This window comes from Pantoea hericii (assembly GCF_014155795.1).
Taxonomy (GTDB): Bacteria; Pseudomonadota; Gammaproteobacteria; order Enterobacterales; family Enterobacteriaceae; genus Pantoea; species Pantoea eucalypti.
Genome location: NZ_SCKV01000001.1, coordinates 166,825 through 181,941 on the forward strand (window position 1 = coordinate 166,825; position 15,117 = coordinate 181,941).

At 56.8% G+C, this 15,117-nt stretch carries 13 protein-coding genes; 4 read left to right on the forward strand and 9 right to left on the reverse strand.

Features of this window, described 5'->3' with window-relative positions:
• Positions 1 to 399 precede the first annotated feature (399 nt).
• Entirely contained in the window at positions 400 to 1,422 is a 1,023-nt protein-coding gene (locus H7K52_RS00805; RefSeq protein ID WP_004571347.1) for an LLM class flavin-dependent oxidoreductase, read from the reverse strand.
• A 316-nt stretch (positions 1,423 to 1,738) separates the two neighbouring features.
• Between H7K52_RS00805 and H7K52_RS00810 the strand changes: the two genes are divergently transcribed.
• The 3 genes from H7K52_RS00810 to H7K52_RS00820 all read left to right on the forward strand — a co-directional run bounded on the left by H7K52_RS00810 (position 1,739) and on the right by H7K52_RS00820 (position 4,792).
• Entirely contained in the window at positions 1,739 to 2,512 is a 774-nt protein-coding gene (locus H7K52_RS00810) for a phosphate/phosphite/phosphonate ABC transporter substrate-binding protein (RefSeq protein ID WP_182629523.1), read from the forward strand.
• A 177-nt stretch (positions 2,513 to 2,689) separates the two neighbouring features.
• Positions 2,690 to 3,604: a ketopantoate reductase family protein gene (locus H7K52_RS00815; protein WP_004571343.1), complete on the forward strand. Its 915-nt coding sequence runs from the start codon at positions 2,690 to 2,692 to the stop codon at positions 3,602 to 3,604.
• Between the two features lie 126 nt (positions 3,605 to 3,730).
• Positions 3,731 to 4,792: a LacI family DNA-binding transcriptional regulator gene (locus H7K52_RS00820; protein ID WP_154926613.1), complete on the forward strand. Its 1,062-nt coding sequence runs from the start codon at positions 3,731 to 3,733 to the stop codon at positions 4,790 to 4,792.
• 95 nt (positions 4,793 to 4,887) lie between these two features.
• Here the strand turns inward: H7K52_RS00820 and tmaR are convergent, their stop codons facing one another.
• The 3 genes from tmaR to dacD all read right to left on the reverse strand — a co-directional run bounded on the left by tmaR (position 4,888) and on the right by dacD (position 7,849).
• On the reverse strand, positions 4,888 to 5,214 hold the full coding sequence (gene tmaR / locus H7K52_RS00825; RefSeq protein ID WP_004571340.1) for a PTS system regulator TmaR: 327 nt from the start codon (positions 5,212 to 5,214) through the stop codon (positions 4,888 to 4,890).
• A gap of 160 nt (positions 5,215 to 5,374) precedes the next feature.
• On the reverse strand, positions 5,375 to 6,433 hold the full coding sequence (locus tag H7K52_RS00830) for an FUSC family protein (protein WP_154926614.1): 1,059 nt from the start codon (positions 6,431 to 6,433) through the stop codon (positions 5,375 to 5,377).
• A 252-nt stretch (positions 6,434 to 6,685) separates the two neighbouring features.
• Complete coding sequence (dacD, locus tag H7K52_RS00835) at positions 6,686 to 7,849, reverse strand: serine-type D-Ala-D-Ala carboxypeptidase DacD (RefSeq protein WP_181162198.1); 1,164 nt, start codon at positions 7,847 to 7,849, stop codon at positions 6,686 to 6,688.
• A 577-nt stretch (positions 7,850 to 8,426) separates the two neighbouring features.
• On the opposite strand from dacD, the gene sbcB reads away from it, so the two are divergent.
• A complete protein-coding gene (gene sbcB / locus H7K52_RS00840; protein ID WP_004571337.1) occupies positions 8,427 to 9,854 on the forward strand; it encodes an exodeoxyribonuclease I in 1,428 nt (475 codons plus the stop codon).
• Between the two features lie 60 nt (positions 9,855 to 9,914).
• Here the strand turns inward: sbcB and H7K52_RS00845 are convergent, their stop codons facing one another.
• The 5 genes from H7K52_RS00845 to ltnD all read right to left on the reverse strand — a co-directional run bounded on the left by H7K52_RS00845 (position 9,915) and on the right by ltnD (position 14,984).
• The gene (locus H7K52_RS00845) at positions 9,915 to 11,270 is read right to left on the reverse strand and encodes a GntP family transporter (RefSeq protein ID WP_004571336.1); all 1,356 of its coding nucleotides are present in this window, start codon (positions 11,268 to 11,270) and stop codon (positions 9,915 to 9,917) included.
• A gap of 124 nt (positions 11,271 to 11,394) precedes the next feature.
• A complete protein-coding gene (locus H7K52_RS00850; RefSeq protein WP_004571335.1) occupies positions 11,395 to 12,180 on the reverse strand; it encodes an HPr family phosphocarrier protein in 786 nt (261 codons plus the stop codon).
• Positions 12,180 to 12,824 carry a 3-oxo-tetronate 4-phosphate decarboxylase gene (gene otnC / locus H7K52_RS00855; protein ID WP_105098999.1) on the reverse strand — a complete coding sequence of 215 codons (645 nt, stop codon included), beginning with the start codon at positions 12,822 to 12,824 and terminating at the stop codon, positions 12,180 to 12,182. The genes H7K52_RS00850 and otnC overlap by 1 nt, the downstream gene beginning before the upstream one ends.
• Positions 12,817 to 14,079: a 3-oxo-tetronate kinase gene (gene otnK / locus H7K52_RS00860; protein ID WP_008926048.1), complete on the reverse strand. Its 1,263-nt coding sequence runs from the start codon at positions 14,077 to 14,079 to the stop codon at positions 12,817 to 12,819. Before otnK ends, otnC begins: the two co-directional genes overlap by 8 nt.
• Complete coding sequence (ltnD, locus tag H7K52_RS00865; protein ID WP_039659849.1) at positions 14,079 to 14,984, reverse strand: L-threonate dehydrogenase; 906 nt, start codon at positions 14,982 to 14,984, stop codon at positions 14,079 to 14,081. The genes otnK and ltnD overlap by 1 nt, the downstream gene beginning before the upstream one ends.
• Positions 14,985 to 15,117 lie beyond the last annotated feature (133 nt).

Sequence of the window (15,117 nt, forward strand, 5' to 3'; positions counted from 1 at the left end):
TTTTGTTATCATGTGACCAATATTGTCAATGGTCACTAGTTACGGAAAGGCATTAACCGTTGAGCCGATCTTTAAAGAGCAACGAGCAGCAACGGCTTAAGCAGAAGATTTGCTGAAACGCTGACTAAGTGGATGTAACTCCCTTCCAGGCGCAGGCGTGACTAAAATAGGGAAAAGTCACCACTCCAGAAATCGCAGGTATTAACTAAGAGTGAGTGAGTGAGCGAGAAATACCCTGTCAGGTCGGGAATAACCTGCCAGCGATAAACGCAGAGGGGAAAAGCTAAAGAATCAGAAGGTGATGATACGCACAGGCTGCAGAGACATTACAACGAACGCGCATCATTTGCGGACAAGGTAAACCAGATAGCGCCCTGCTTATCCAGGGCGCTGGGTCACTTAACGCCAGCCGAGTTCCGGGGCGACATACTTCAGGATCGCCTCAATAACATGGGCGTTATAGGCGACACCGAGCTGGTTAGGCACGGTGAGCAGCAGCGTATCCGCTTCGGCAATGGCTTCATCCTGTGCCAGCTGCTTAATGAGCACTTCAGGCTCTGCGGCGTAGCTGCGGCCAAAGATGGCTCGGGTTTTCTCATCCAGAAAACCGACCGAATCCTGGTCGTTACCGCTGCGGCCAAAATAGGCGCGGTCCATATCATTCACCAGCGCAAAGATACTGCGGCTGACAGAGACGCGTGGCGCATGCTGATGTCCGGCTGCTTTCCAGGCCTCACGATAGGCGCGAATCTGTTTCGCCTGCTGAATGTGGAACGGCTCACCCGTTTCATCATCTTTCAGGGTTGAGCTTTGCAGGTTCATGCCCATTTTTGCTGCCCACTCTGCGGTGGCATTGGATCCGGAGCCCCACCAGATGCGGTCGCGCAGCCCTTCAGAAAGCGGCTCAGGGCGCAGCAGGCCAGGCGGATTCGGGAACATCGGCTGCGGATTCGGCTTCGCAAAGCCTTCGCCGCGCAGCACCTCCAGGAACTCTTCGGTGTGACGACGTCCCATATCCGCATCGCTTTCACCTGCTTTGGGTTCAAAGCCAAAGTAGCGCCAGCCATCAATCACCTGCTCCGGTGAACCGCGGCTCAGACCCAGTTGCAGACGACCATTGGAGATCAGGTCTGCTGAACTGGCGTCTTCCACCATGTAGAGTGGGTTTTCATAGCGCATGTCGATGACGCCGGTGCCAATCTCAATCTTTTTGGTGCGCGCGGCCACGGCAGCCAGCAGCGGAAACGGCGAGCTCAGCTGGCGGGCAAAATGGTGGACGCGGAAGTAAGCGCCATCTGCGCCCAGTTCTTCGGCGGCGACCGCCAGGTCGATCGACTGCAATAAGACATCCTGCGCGGTACGGGTGGCAGACTGAGACGAAGGCGTCCAGTGACCAAAAGATAAGAAGCCAATATTTTTCATCTGTAGTTCTCCTGACAGGCGTTAAACGCCTGTGAGCATAAGGCGATATTCGATAGGGAAAGGTTACGCCCTCCGCGCCGCCACTGATAGTCAATATCTTTCAGCGCTATATTCAGGATTTTCGACATAGCCTGCAGCGTATCCACGTTACTTTTGACCAACCTGGCTTTCACTCTTCGGGTTTCTGCGGGTTTCTGCGGGTTTCTGCTGTCAGGCACTGGCGCACCCAATAGATTGCCGGGGCGCCGGTTGCTGCTGAATCTGAACTACCCTTGAGTGCATTACGCGCCACCGGAAAACACAGCGGAGAACACACATGAATACCCTGCTCGCTTTGCCGATGTATGCGATTCATCCGCCTGCTACACAGGCGCTGATGCAGGCGATGGTTACCCTGCTGGCGCAGCAAGGTATGGCCGCGCAACCGGTCTGGCCTGAGGATTTGCTGACACACTGGCAGAATGATCGGTTGCTGCTGAGCCAGACCTGCGGCTATCCGCTGGTCAGTCAGTTGCCTGCAGTGCAACTGGTCGGTGCATTTCACTATCGGGCACCGGGCTGCAACGGTTACGCGTATCGCAGCTGGCTGGTGGCGCGGGATAAAAAGGCAACGCTCGCCGATTTCAACGGTCAGCGGGCCGTGGCAAACAGCCTGGACTCGCACTCCGGCTATAACGCGCTGCGGCGGTTAGCAGCGCTTCAGGGCATAACGTTTTCGCAGCTGTTGCTGAGCGGCGGGCACCGTCAGTCGCTGGCGGCACTGCGTGATTCACAGGCGGATATCGCGGCGATCGACTGCGTCAGCTGGGCGCTGCTGGCGCGCCATGCACCTGAGGAACTGCGCGGCCTGCATATCATCGGAGAGTCACCAGCCGCACCCGGATTACCGCTGATCACGGCAGCCTCAACGTCAGCGGCCCGGCTGGAGACGTTACGCACAATACTGCTTCAGCTGGTGAGCGACCCTGCGTTTCGCGCCATCTGCGACGATAATCTGATCGGCGGATTCAGCCCGGTGCATCGGGACAATTATCAGGTCATGCTGGCATGGGAGCAGCAGGCCGCCGCGCTGGGCGTCGCCCGGCTGTAACGCACCATGCTGGCTTAATCGTTTAACCGGAACAGAGGGAGACTCTGCGTTGCCGCCTCCCTGCCGACGCTTTCCCGACCTGGCATTTTATGCTCCTCAATGCGCTCTGACCTTGCTAAGACTGGTAAGCCCGGCTGCGGCGTTCTAAGGTAGAGGTTTTCAGAAAGGGAGAGTGGGATGCGTATTCTGATGGCAGGTGCCGGGGCGACCGGTGGGTATTTTGGCGCACGACTGATTCAGGCAGGTCAGGATGTCACGTTTCTGGTACGTGAACGGCGTTATCAGCAGCTTCAGACCCACGGTCTGGTATTACAGACGCCGCAGGGCACTGAAAAGTTTCAGCCGCAGCTAATCCAGGCCAGCACGCTGAAAAGCCACTATGACCTGATTATCGTGACGGTGAAGAGCTTTGCCCTTGATCAGGTCATGGATGACATTGCGCCTGCGGTCGGCCCGGCAACCCTGATCATGCCGATTCTCAACGGAATGCGGCACATCGCAACACTACAACAGCGTTTCGGCGAAGATAAGGTGATTGGCGGCCTGTGTAAAATCAATGCCACGCTGGGTGACCAGGGTGAAGTGATCCAGATGACGCCGCTGCATCAGCTCTTATACGGTGCGCTGGACGGTAACAACGACGCGCGGCTGCAGCGGGTTGATGCCGCACTGCGCGACTGTCGGGTTGATACCCTGTTCAGTGACAACATCATGGATGAACTGTGGGAAAAGTGGCTGCTGCTGAGCACGCTGGGCGCGGTCTGCTGCCTGGCACGCGGCAATACTCAGCAAATTCTCACCTCGCGCGGCGGTGAAGCGCTGTTACAGGGGGTTTTCACTGAGATTCTGTCCGTCATCACTGCCGAAGGCTATCAGCCGCGCCCGGCGGTCACCGCCCGCATTTTTGAGCTGCTGAACAATCCGGCGACGCCCATGACCTCCTCTATGTATCGCGATCTCACCCAGGGCTCTGATATCGAAGCGGATCAGGTGATAGGCGATCTGCTGCTGCGGGCGAAACGAAATGGCCTCGCGACGCCGCTGTTGAACGCAGTGGATGTGAATCTGCAGGTCTATCTGCAACAGCGTTAACCAGGGCCGACTACGCTGACCGGGTGCGGGAATGGCCCCGGCAGTGTGGCGGTGAAAGTGTGGTCAGCAGCAGCAGCGCAGCAGGAAAATTTGCTACACTCATCGCTTCATATTTTGGAGAGTTCAATGACTTCCCGCTCCGTGACCCTCGATGATGTCGCTCAACTGGCTGGCGTCTCATATCAAACCGTTTCACGTGTTTTAAATCGTTCTGAACAGGTGTCAGCCCGCACGCGGCAAAGGGTTGAGGCGGCAATGCAGCAGCTCAATTATGTGCCTAATCGCGTGGCGCAGCAGCTGGCGGGCAAAGCGACGCGCACGCTCGGTCTGGCTACCAGCGATCTGGCGCTGATGGCACCGGCGCAGATCGCCTCGGCGATTCAGCAGCGTGCTGCGAGGGCGGGATATCATCTGGTGATCGCGATGGACAGCGGTAACGATGCGGCCGCCACCGTGAATGAACTGCTGGCACAGCGGGTCGATGGGCTGCTGATCAATCTGCCGCTGGAGGCGGACGAGGCGCAGCAGATCCAGTTGCTGTGTGGCAGTAAACCGGTAATCTTTCTGGATGTTGAACCCAGGGCCGCGGTGGCGCAGTGTCAGTACCCGAATGAGTCTGGCGCGCGCGCTGCCGTTGAACATCTCGTGGCGCTGGGTCACCGTCAGATTGGCCTGCTAAATGGACCGCTGCGCTCGGTGTCCGCCCGTCAGCGTGAAAACGCATGGCGTCAGGCGCTGGCCGATCATCAGTTAACGCCGCACTGTTCCCTGCGGGGCGACTGGAGCGCACAGTCCGGCTACCAGGCGCTGCTGGCGCAGTTGCCCGACGATCTGCCACAGGCGCTGCTGGTCGCAAACGATCAGATGGCGCTGGGTGCGATGCGGGCGCTGCATCAGTATGGCGTGGCGATTCCCGGTGAGATATCAGTGATTGGTTATGATGATACCGCCGAGAGCGCATGGTATCAGCCGCCGCTGACCACGGTGCGGCAGGATTTACACTTTCTTGGCGCACAGAGCGTCGAGCGGATGCTGGCGCGGCTTCAGGGTGAAGAAGCTTCACACATCGCGCTGGAAACTACGCTGGTGATCCGCGAGACCACCGCCCCGCCCGCAGATAATCAGGTCGATTTAGTGGCGCTGTCACAGCAGCTACAGGGGATTGCGCGAAGGCTGGCGGGTAAATAAATCTGCGGTTATGCGGGCAATAAAAAACCCGCTCCACCAGAGTGGAAGCGGGTTCGCATGGGAGCTCAGTCGCATTAGCGCTCAGCTATAGGCCCTTACGCTTTTGGGTGTTCGCCCACGCCCATCGCTTTGATCTTTTTAGACAGCTCGCGACGCTCTTTCGACAGGTCGGCGTTTTTGATGATGTACTCATCGACGCGATCTTCATAATCCACACGCATGCTGGCGATGATTTCCTGAATAGCCTCAACGCTCATGCCCGGTTTGATATATTCGCTCAGGTTGTCGAGCAGCAGAACGCGCTTCTGGTTGTCGCGAATTTTCTTCTCGTTGTCGACGATTTCACGCTGCAGTTTGTTTTTGCGGCGGAACATACGCACGAACTCCAGTACGTCCTGAAATGACTGCTTGGCATTTTCCATGATGGCACCTTTCTTTGAGCCTGCTGACGCAGGGAGAGAGTCAAAACGATCAGCTTAGCGGCTAGCCCGCCAGGTAAGCAATTTTCACAGCTAAATTCAGACTGGCTCTTATCTTAGCGCAAAGAAACCCGGTTTCACATTAAGTCATTGTCTGAGGTGATTATTTGCGCAGCGCCATTCGCATCAGATCGGTCATCCGCTCCAGCTGTTTCGCCAGTTCCAGCGTCAGCCAGACGTAGCCGTAGATGGGCGTCTCTTCCAGACCATCGCTGCCCGCGTCGGCGATCAGCCGTCGCAGTTCGCCGCTGATTTCAGTCAGCTCATGGCTGTTGGCAATCACATCTTCCGTTTCCCCCTCAATCGCCATCACCGACAGCGCCCGCAGCGTGTTCTCGGTCATCTGCTGGGTGCGGCGAAGTGCGGGTGCGTTAAGCATAATCAGATGGCTTTCACGCGATGCCCACCAGGCATTAATCTGCATCTCAATGGTGTTAACCATATTACGGTTAATGGTCTGAATGGCTTCAAGCACCGACTTCGGGATGCGCGTCTCTTTGCTCGACGGCTCCAGCAGCGCTCGCATCTTAATGACGCTGCTCAGCAATTTGCTCAGCGGCTTGTTGAGACGCGGCTTTTCAACCAGGTTGGGCGAAAAACCGGCGTGATAGATCTTCGCCATTTCCGCCAGCGCGTCAGAGAGCTGAATACGCCAGTGGATGTAGGCCCGCTGCGCCCAGATCGCGGTAAACAGCAGCGCCATCAGCGATCCCAGAATCACATCACCGCCCCGCCACAATGCCATGGTGAAATCGCCGGTTGGCGCACCCACCACCACACTCAGCGTAATTCCGATCAACAGCGCCATGTAGGGATGTTTGCCCAGCGTCAGATAGCCGCTGATCACCATGATGACACCGCACCAGGCCAGCATCACCGGCATCGAGATCAGTTCCAGCTTCAGAGCAATCAGACCGGAGATGGAGCCCGCCACCGTGCCGCTGATACGCTGCAGCGCGCGCGGAAAGACATTTCCCCAGGTGGAGATCGGTCCCATCACCACCACCAGCGTAATCAGCGGCCAGGTGCCTTCAGGTATCCCGGTTGCCCGGACAAAGATGAAGCAGAGCAAAAAGGCGATGGCAATGCGCACGCCGTGAACGGAGCGGTAATGGCGATAAAACCAGAACTCCAGTTTTGATATGGGCTTATCAGGACGCAAGGTGGCTTTCCGGTTGCGGGAACATAATGTGGCTATCTTAACCCTGAACGCGGCTCAGGCTTAGCGCAGGCGGGATATTTCAAACAGTTTTGACGTTCGCTTACAATTATCAACATCCGTCTCACATACCTGCCCGGAAGTTAAAAACAACTGGCTACGGCTCTGTAACTTTTATCGACACGCAGTCACAGGGCATCAATGTGAAAACGGGCAGCCCGCAGGCTACCCGTTTAAGTGCTGACAATCGGCTAATCAGAACTTCTGCTTCAGATAATCCGTCACGCGGGTAATGACACCGGCCGGTTCAACCGCACTGAGCGCCACCAGCGGATAGTGAGCAATCTGCTGATCTTTATCGATCACCTGAATTTCACCCACCACTTCATTGGCTTTCAGCGGGGCTTCCAGATCTTTGCGATTAATGACGTACTTCGCTTTCACGTTCTGCACTTCACTGCGCGGCAGCGACAGATACACATCATCTGCGGTTCCGACATCGACCTGATGAGGATTACCGTACCAGACATTTTCAGTGCCAATCTTCTTACCGGCGTGGAACAGCTGAACAGTATCAAAGGTGTTCTGGCCCCAGACCAGCAATTTACGCGCCTGCTCTTCACGGCCTTTTGAACTTTTACCCCCCATCACAACGGCGATGAGGCGATGCTTGCCCACCACATTCGAGGCAATAATGTTAAAGCCTGCCGTCTCAGTGTGACCGGTTTTCAGTCCATCAACGTGAAGATTATTGTCCCACAGCAGGCCATTACGGTTGTTCTGAGTGATGCCGTTCCAGGTCAGGGTTTTCTCACTGTACATGGCATAAAAGTCCGGCTCACCATCAATAATGGCGCGTGACAGTTTTGCCATATCAAGCGCACTGGAGAACTGACCGGGTGCATCCAGTCCATGCACTGTTTCAAAATGGGTATTCTGCAGACCCAGTTTTTCGACATAGTGGTTCATCATGCCGACAAAGTTTGCTTCGCTGCCCGCCACGTAATCCGCCAGCGCAACGCAGGCGTCGTTACCGGAATCGATGATGACGCCACGGCTTAAGTCCCGGACGCTCAGTTTATCGCCTGGCTTCAGGAACATCAGCGATGAGCCTTTAAACACCGGATTACCCGCTCCCCAGGCATCTTTTCCGACCGTGACCATATCGTCGCGGCTGATTTTTTTCTGGTCGATAGCGCGATCCACCACGTAACCGGTCATCAGCTTAGTCAGGCTGGCGGGGTTGCGGCGTTCATCGGGATTACCCGCCGTCAGGACCTGCCCGGTGGTGGCATCCATCAGCACCCAGGAAGCGGCATCAATCGCCGGAGGCGTCACAGGAAAGGGGATCGCATCAGCCTGTGCCAGCGAGGCCCAAAATAGAGTAGCGGTAACGGTGAACAGCAGACGCCTTTTCAACACTTCATCCTTAATTACACGGGAGAGAAAATTTCTAAAACGAAACGGAAACAGCCGCACGTTTTACGTTAAAAGCGTTGTGAAGGTTTGAATAAATTGAAAAAAAGTATGAACTGATGACGGGGTTTGACCTGCCAGGTGTCGGATTACCGCCAGTGATCCGCGTCATCCCACAGGTAAAGAGCAGATTTCATAGGGCGACCTGCACCGCGAGCGCCGGGCATGACGCAGTAAGAACAGGCGAAACAGCGTCCGGTCTGGGAGCGTGACAAACGACACCAACAGGGTCTTATTCGTCTGACGCTGCGGTTCTTGCTGCGGTGCAGCTAAAAAGCAATGTAGCGGGTTAAACCCTTAACTTCTGGCGTGCCGGATTATGGTTTACCATACAGGTAAAGCCCCATCGGCTGTATTGGGCCACTATAATGGCACGACACGGCTGAACCACAATCAGCGCACATCAGACACAACGAACATCATTCAGCCTGCTGTGCGCAGACAAATTCAGAGCGAACAGAGAGCCGTTTTCTCGCTTTCTGTTTATAAAGTCAGTGAACGCAATGAACGGATATGAAATTTGAATAACGACCGCGTACAGCCTACTTTCCTCTTCCACGATTATGAAACCTTCGGCACCAGCCCCTCTCGCGACCGGCCCGCCCAGTTTGCCGGCCTGCGCACCGACAGCGAGTTTAATCCGGTTGGCGAGCCCGACGTGTTCTACTGCCGTCCGCCTGATGACTATCTGCCACAGCCCGAAGCCGTGATGATTACCGGCATTACCCCGCAGATAGCGATGAGTCGCGGCATGATCGAAGCAGAGTTTGCCGAGCGTATTCATACGCTGTTCACCACCGAACAAACCTGTGTGGTGGGCTACAACAACGTGCGTTTCGATGATGAAGTGACACGCAATATCTTCTATCGCAACTTCTATGACCCTTATGGCTGGGCCTGGCAAAATGGCAACTCACGGTGGGACCTCCTGGACGTGATGCGTGCCTGTTACGCATTGCGCCCTGACGGGATCATCTGGCCGGAGAATGAAGAAGGCTTCCCCAGCTTCCGGCTGGAGCATCTGACCAAAGCCAATGGCGTAGCCCATGAAAATGCCCATGATGCGATGTCTGATGTGTACGCCACGCTGGCGATGGCGAAGCTGGTAAAAGAGAAGCAGCCAAAACTGTTTGAGTTTTTGTTTACTCATCGAAACAAAAACAAGCTGATGAACCTGATCGACATCCCGCAGATGAAGCCGCTGGTCCATGTCTCCGGTATGTTCGGTGCCGCGCGCGGCAACACCAGCTGGATCGTGCCGCTGGCCTGGCATCCCGATAACCGCAATGCGCTGATCGTCGTGGATCTGGCGGGTGACATGTCGCCGTTGTTGCAACTGGATGTTGACACGCTTCGTGAGCGTCTTTTTACGCCGAAAAACGACCTTGGCGATCTGCCGCCGGTGCCGGTAAAACTGGTGCATATTAACAAATGTCCGGTGCTGGCCCCTGCCAGTACGCTGCGTCCGGAAGATGCGGCCCGTCTGGGCATTGACCGTCAGCACTGTCTGGCGAATCTGGCACTGCTGCGTCAGCAGCCCGACGTGCGGGAAAAGCTGGTCACGCTGTTTGCGGAAGCGGAGCCGTTTACGCCGTCAGACGATGTAGACACGCAACTTTATGATGGCTTCTTCAGTGATGCCGACCGCGCCGGGATGAATATCATTCGTCAGACCGCGCCCGCGAATCTGCCCGCGCTCGACCTGAGCTTTGAAAGTGCACGGGTGGCAAAACTGCTGTTCCGCTACCGGGCGCGTAACTTCCCCGGCACGCTGGATGATGCCGAGCAGCAACGCTGGTTGCAGCATCGCCGTGAAGTGCTGAATGCTGAGCGCGTGTCGGCGTTTATGCAGGAGCTGGAGGGACTGGCCAATCTGCATGAAGCGGATGCAGAAAAGGTTGGGCAGCTGAAAGCGCTCTATCTCTATGCGCAGGAGCTGGTTTCCTGACGTACTGAGACACTCAGACCCGGCATCACCTGCCGGGTCTGAGTGTCTGATATTGCTGAATCAGAGTACGGTCCACGCCAGCCAGGTCAGTGCAAAACCGCTTAATCCCATTATTGTCGTCAGCACGGTCCAGGTGCGTAAACCATCGGCGACGGATAATCCAAGATAACGTGTCACCACCCAGAATCCCGCATCGTTGACATGCGACAGTCCCAGGCCGCCAAAACAGGCTGCGAGGGTGACCAGTACCCGCTGCATATCCGTCACGCCAGTTACCGCCTGCGTCAGCAAACCGCTGGTGGTCAGGATGGCCACCGTGGCTGAACCCTGTGATGCACGCAGTGCCAGCGACAGGATAAACGCAGCCGGGACCAGCGGCAGATGCAGCGTTTCAAGCGTGACCGCAAGCGCTTTACCCACGCCCGACTCCACCAGCACTTTACCGAATGCCCCACCCGCACCGGCCACCAGAATCACGCTGGCTGAGGTGGGAATGGCCCGACCGGTCAGATCTTCCAGCTTGTCTTTGCTCCAGCCCCGTCGCACGCCCAGCAGCCACGCCGCCAGACCTAAAGCAATCAGCAGGGCAATCGGCGGCGTGCCAATCACGGTCATCACATTTCGCAGCAGGCTCCCTTCTGTCAGGAGTGTGTGGGACAGCGTTCCCAGCACAATTAACACGATCGGAACCACAATCAGACCGCTGATGGTCAGCGCGCCGGGTGGAGCTGGCTCATTTTTCTTTTCCTGTCCCTCCGGCTTCGCCATCTGCAACTGTTCCAGCACCTCCACCGACAGATGGTAATGGCGACGGTTCATGACCTTCGCCACGTAGTAGCCGATGATGCCGACCGGCACTGAAATCGCAATACCCAGCATCATCAGCCAACCCATATCGGTGTGCAGGATGCCCGCCGCAGCGGCTGCTCCCGGATGGGTCGGCAGCGCCACGTGCACTGTCAGCATCACACCCGCCATCGGCAGACCAAATTTCAAAGGTGAGACGCGTGCCACCTTAGTGAAGCCATAAATCAGCGGGATGACGATAATAAAGCCCACTTCGAAAAACACCGGAATGCCCAGGATAAAGGCCGCCATGGTCAGGGCCGCGACGGTTCGCTTTAGCCCCAGCGTTTTACTGAAGCGTTGCGCCAGCGATTCAGCACCGCCCGAGGCTTCAATAATCGCCCCAAGCATGGCACCCAAAACGATAATGATGGTGATATGACCGAGCAGTCCACCCATCCCGGTGATAATCGTCTCCATGATTTTTTCAGCCGGAATGCCGGTCGCGATAGCCACCAGCAGACTGACAATTAACAGGGCGACAAACGGATGAACTTTGGCTTTGATGACCAGCAGCAGCAGGATCACGATGCTGGCGGTCGCTATGGCTAACAGCAGTGCGGTGGACATAGTAAACCTCAGAAATTGTTATATTTTTTGGGTTATCGGCGTACAGAAATAGCAGGTACAGGGCCAGAAAAAAGGCAAGCCTCTCCCTACCGGTGCCGAAACACCGGTTTTAAAGCACGTTAAATCAGGTTCTTATCTTCCAGGTTTTAAACCAGCCAAGCCCCTCAGTAGTTTTTCCGCGCGGGATATACTCGCAGCCGATCCAGCCGGTATAGCCAACCTCATCCAGCAGCGCGAAGAGGTACGGATAATTAATTTCACCCTCATCCGGCTCATGGCGATCCGGTGCCGACGCAATCTGTACGTGACGATAGCGTCCGGCATAGTGGCGAATCAGATGGCTGAGGTTGCCGTCAACGCGCTGCGCATGGAACAGGTCAAGCTGAGTAAACACATTAGGCCGGTCGATCTGTTCAGCCATCTCCAGCGTCTGATACTGGCTGGCGTAGAGATAGTTGGGTTTGGTTGTCGGGTTAAGTGCTTCTATCAGCAGGGTGATGCCGTGCGGCGCAAAGCACTCAGCCGCATAACGCATGTTGCTGATAAAAGTCTCGACGTAGCGCTGGCGGTCGGCACCAGGCGGCACCGTCGCGGCCATGATATGAACCTGCGGGCAGTTCAGCGCAATCGCATAACTCAGGGCGCGATCGATATCCGCCTTAGCTTCCGCTTCCCGTCCGGGAATGGCAGAGACGCCCCACTCACCCGCCGCAATGTTGCCGGGAGCCGTGTTGAACAGCACCAGCTCCAGATGATTATCATCAAGCCACTGTTTTATCTGCGCGGCGGGATAGTCATAAGGAAACAGAAATTCCACCGCAGTAAAACCGGCTTCAGCTGCTGCCGCGAAGCGTTCAGCAAAGGGGTATTCTGTAAACTGCGTCGAGAGGTTAGCAGCAAACTTCGGCATTATCGTCTCCTTAATTCCGCCACTTCGCCATCATTGAGATAACGAATCGGGCGGTCGCCCAGGGTAAAGATCAGCCGGGCAGTCTCTTCCAGCTCTTCGGTGTTGTCTGCCGCTTCCTGTAGTGACTTGCCCACCACCACCGGACCGTGATTCGCCAGCAGAAAGGCACGGTAGCGCGGAGCCAGCGTTGCCAGATCCTCGGCCAGTCGTTCATCGCCCGGCTTGTAGTAAGGCACGACCGGCACATCACCCACGCGCATCACGACATAAGGCGTAAACGGGCGAATGCAGTTTTTCTTGTCCAGACCCTGTAAACACGACAGCGCTGTGAGGTAGTGGCTATGCAGATGCACCACTGCCCTGCAGTCGGGATTATTCAGGTAGAGCGCGCGATGAAACGCGATTTCCTTGGAGGGTTTATCACCGGAGAGCCATTCCCCCTCAGGCGTGACTTTTGACAGCCGATCACCCTGTAATTCCCCGAGGCAGGAACCGGTGGGTGTCGCCAGCAGATTGCCATCGGCCAGCAACATAGAGAGGTTACCTGCGGAGCCGGTGGCATAGCCACGCTGAAAGAACGACGCGCCAAGACGCACCATCTCGTCACGCGCCTGCTGCTCCGCGAAAGAGAAAGATTCAGACATAAGTAAACTCCGTTTGCGCGCGGCGGAAAAAGTCTTCATCGCCAAAATTGCCTGATTTCAGGGCCAGTGAGAGCGGCTGATGGATATCGCGAACCCAGGGTACGCCAGGTGAAATGGTCGGGCCGATGTGAAAGGCCGTTACGCCCAGGCTCTGCGCAACCACACCGGAGGTTTCACCGCCCGCTACGATAAAGCGCTGCCAGCCGCGCTGCTTCAGCTCACGGGTGACGGCGGCGAACAGCTGCTCAACGGCTTCACTGCTGCGCTGCGCACCATAGCGCTGCTGAATGACCTGCAACTGTTGCGCGTCCGCAGTGGCAAACAGCAGCGGTGCCAGCGCCTGATGGCGATGTGCTTCTACCCAGTCGCACAGCTGTCGGGCATACCCTTCAGCATCTTCCAGGCAGTGTTCAATCTCAACTTCGCAGGCCGGTGCCAGCTGGCGATACGCGGCAACCTGCCGGATGGTCATCTGCGAGCAGGAGCCGGAAAGCACCACGGCGCGATCGCCCTGCGGACGACCAGCCTGCTCCGCCTCAGCGTCGGTCTCAGCCGTCGCCCACTGCCGTGCCAGACCGATAGCCAGCCCCGAACCGCCGGTGACCAGCCGCATATCGCTTAGTGCCGCGCCCAGCGTCACAAGATGATCCTGATGCAGAGCATCGGTCACGACGTAGTTGATCCCCTGCGCCGCCAGCTGGCCCAGCGCCTGACGCACTGACTCTGCGCCCTGTTCGACCTTCGCCGCTGCGATCAGCCCGGCTTTTCCCGACGCCTGCGACGTCATCAGACGCAGCAGGTTGCTGTCGTGCATCGGTGTGACCGGATGATGACGCATCCCGGAATCTGACAGCAGCTGATCACCGACAAACAGATAGCCCTGGTAGACAGTGCGGCCATTGACAGGCAGCGCCGGACAGATGACCGTCTGCGTTTCACCCAGTGCGTTCAGCAGCGCATCGGTCACCGGACCGATATTGCCCTGCGCTGTGCTGTCGAAAGTAGAGCAATATTTGAAGTAGAAGCGCTCGCAGCCCTGTTGCTGCAGCCAGGCCAGCGCCGCCAGCGACTGGGCAACCGCCTGCTCTGCCGGACAAGAGCGGCTTTTCAGGCTGACCACTATCGCCTGCGCCCCGGTGATTTCTTCGCTGGCGGGAATGCCGTTGAACTGAATAGTGCTCAGGCCGTTCTGCACCAGAAAACTGGCGATGTCCGTTGCACCGGTGAAATCGTCCGCTATGACCCCAAGACGCATCAGTTTTTCTCCCCGGCCTGTGGCAGCGTGATGCCGCTGAAGATTTTAATTACCGCGCTGTCATCTTCGCGGCCATATCCCGCGTTGCTGGCTTCGGTGAACATGTTGAGGGCGGTTGAGGCCAGCGGCAGCGGGAAGTGCAGCGATTTGGCAGTATCGGCGACCAGGTTAAGATCTTTCACAAAGATATCGACGGCTGATTTCGGGCTGTAATCCCCGTCTACTACATGCTTCATACGGTTCTCGAACATCCACGAATTGCCCGCCGCATTGGTGACGACTTCATACATGGTGTCCAGCGGGATACCGGCCCGCGCCGCCAGCGCCATCGCTTCTGCACCCACGGCGATATGAACACCCGCCAGCAGCTGATGGATAATTTTGACGGTAGACCCAAGGCCGATTTCACTGCCCACGCGGTACACTTTGGCCGCGACAGCATCCAGCACCGGCTGCAGGTACGCAAAGGCTGCGTCGCTGCCTGAGGCCATTACGGTCATTTCACCGCTGGCCGCTTTGGCGGCACCGCCGGAAACCGGGGCATCCAGCATCAGCAACTGGTGTTCGGCCAGCCGCTGTTCAATCTGCTGCGCATCGTGCGCGGAGAGCGTGGATGAAACCATGACTGCGGTGCCGGGACGCAGTTTTGCAGCCAGGCCCGCTTCACCGAACAGAATGGCGTTTACCTGCTGCGCGTTCACCACCAGCAGCAAGACGGCATCAAGTTGGTCTGCAAAGGCAGAGGCGGATGGCTGCGCATCACGTGCGCCGGCCTGACGTAAACTCTCCAGCGCAGCGGGGTTTAAATCGACACCCCAGGTGTTTAAACCGGCACGCAGACAGGATTTCGCGGCACCCATGCCCATAGAACCTAACCCGATAACACAGATATTTTCAGCTGGCACGTTACGCCTCCACTGTTAAATTAAGTGATTATTTGTTTGTTACTGTTAATCCTGCCAGCTTACTCCCGGTAAAAATGTGTCGCCCCTCACAAAAAAACATCACACTTGTGAACAGGAACAATTTTTAACATGG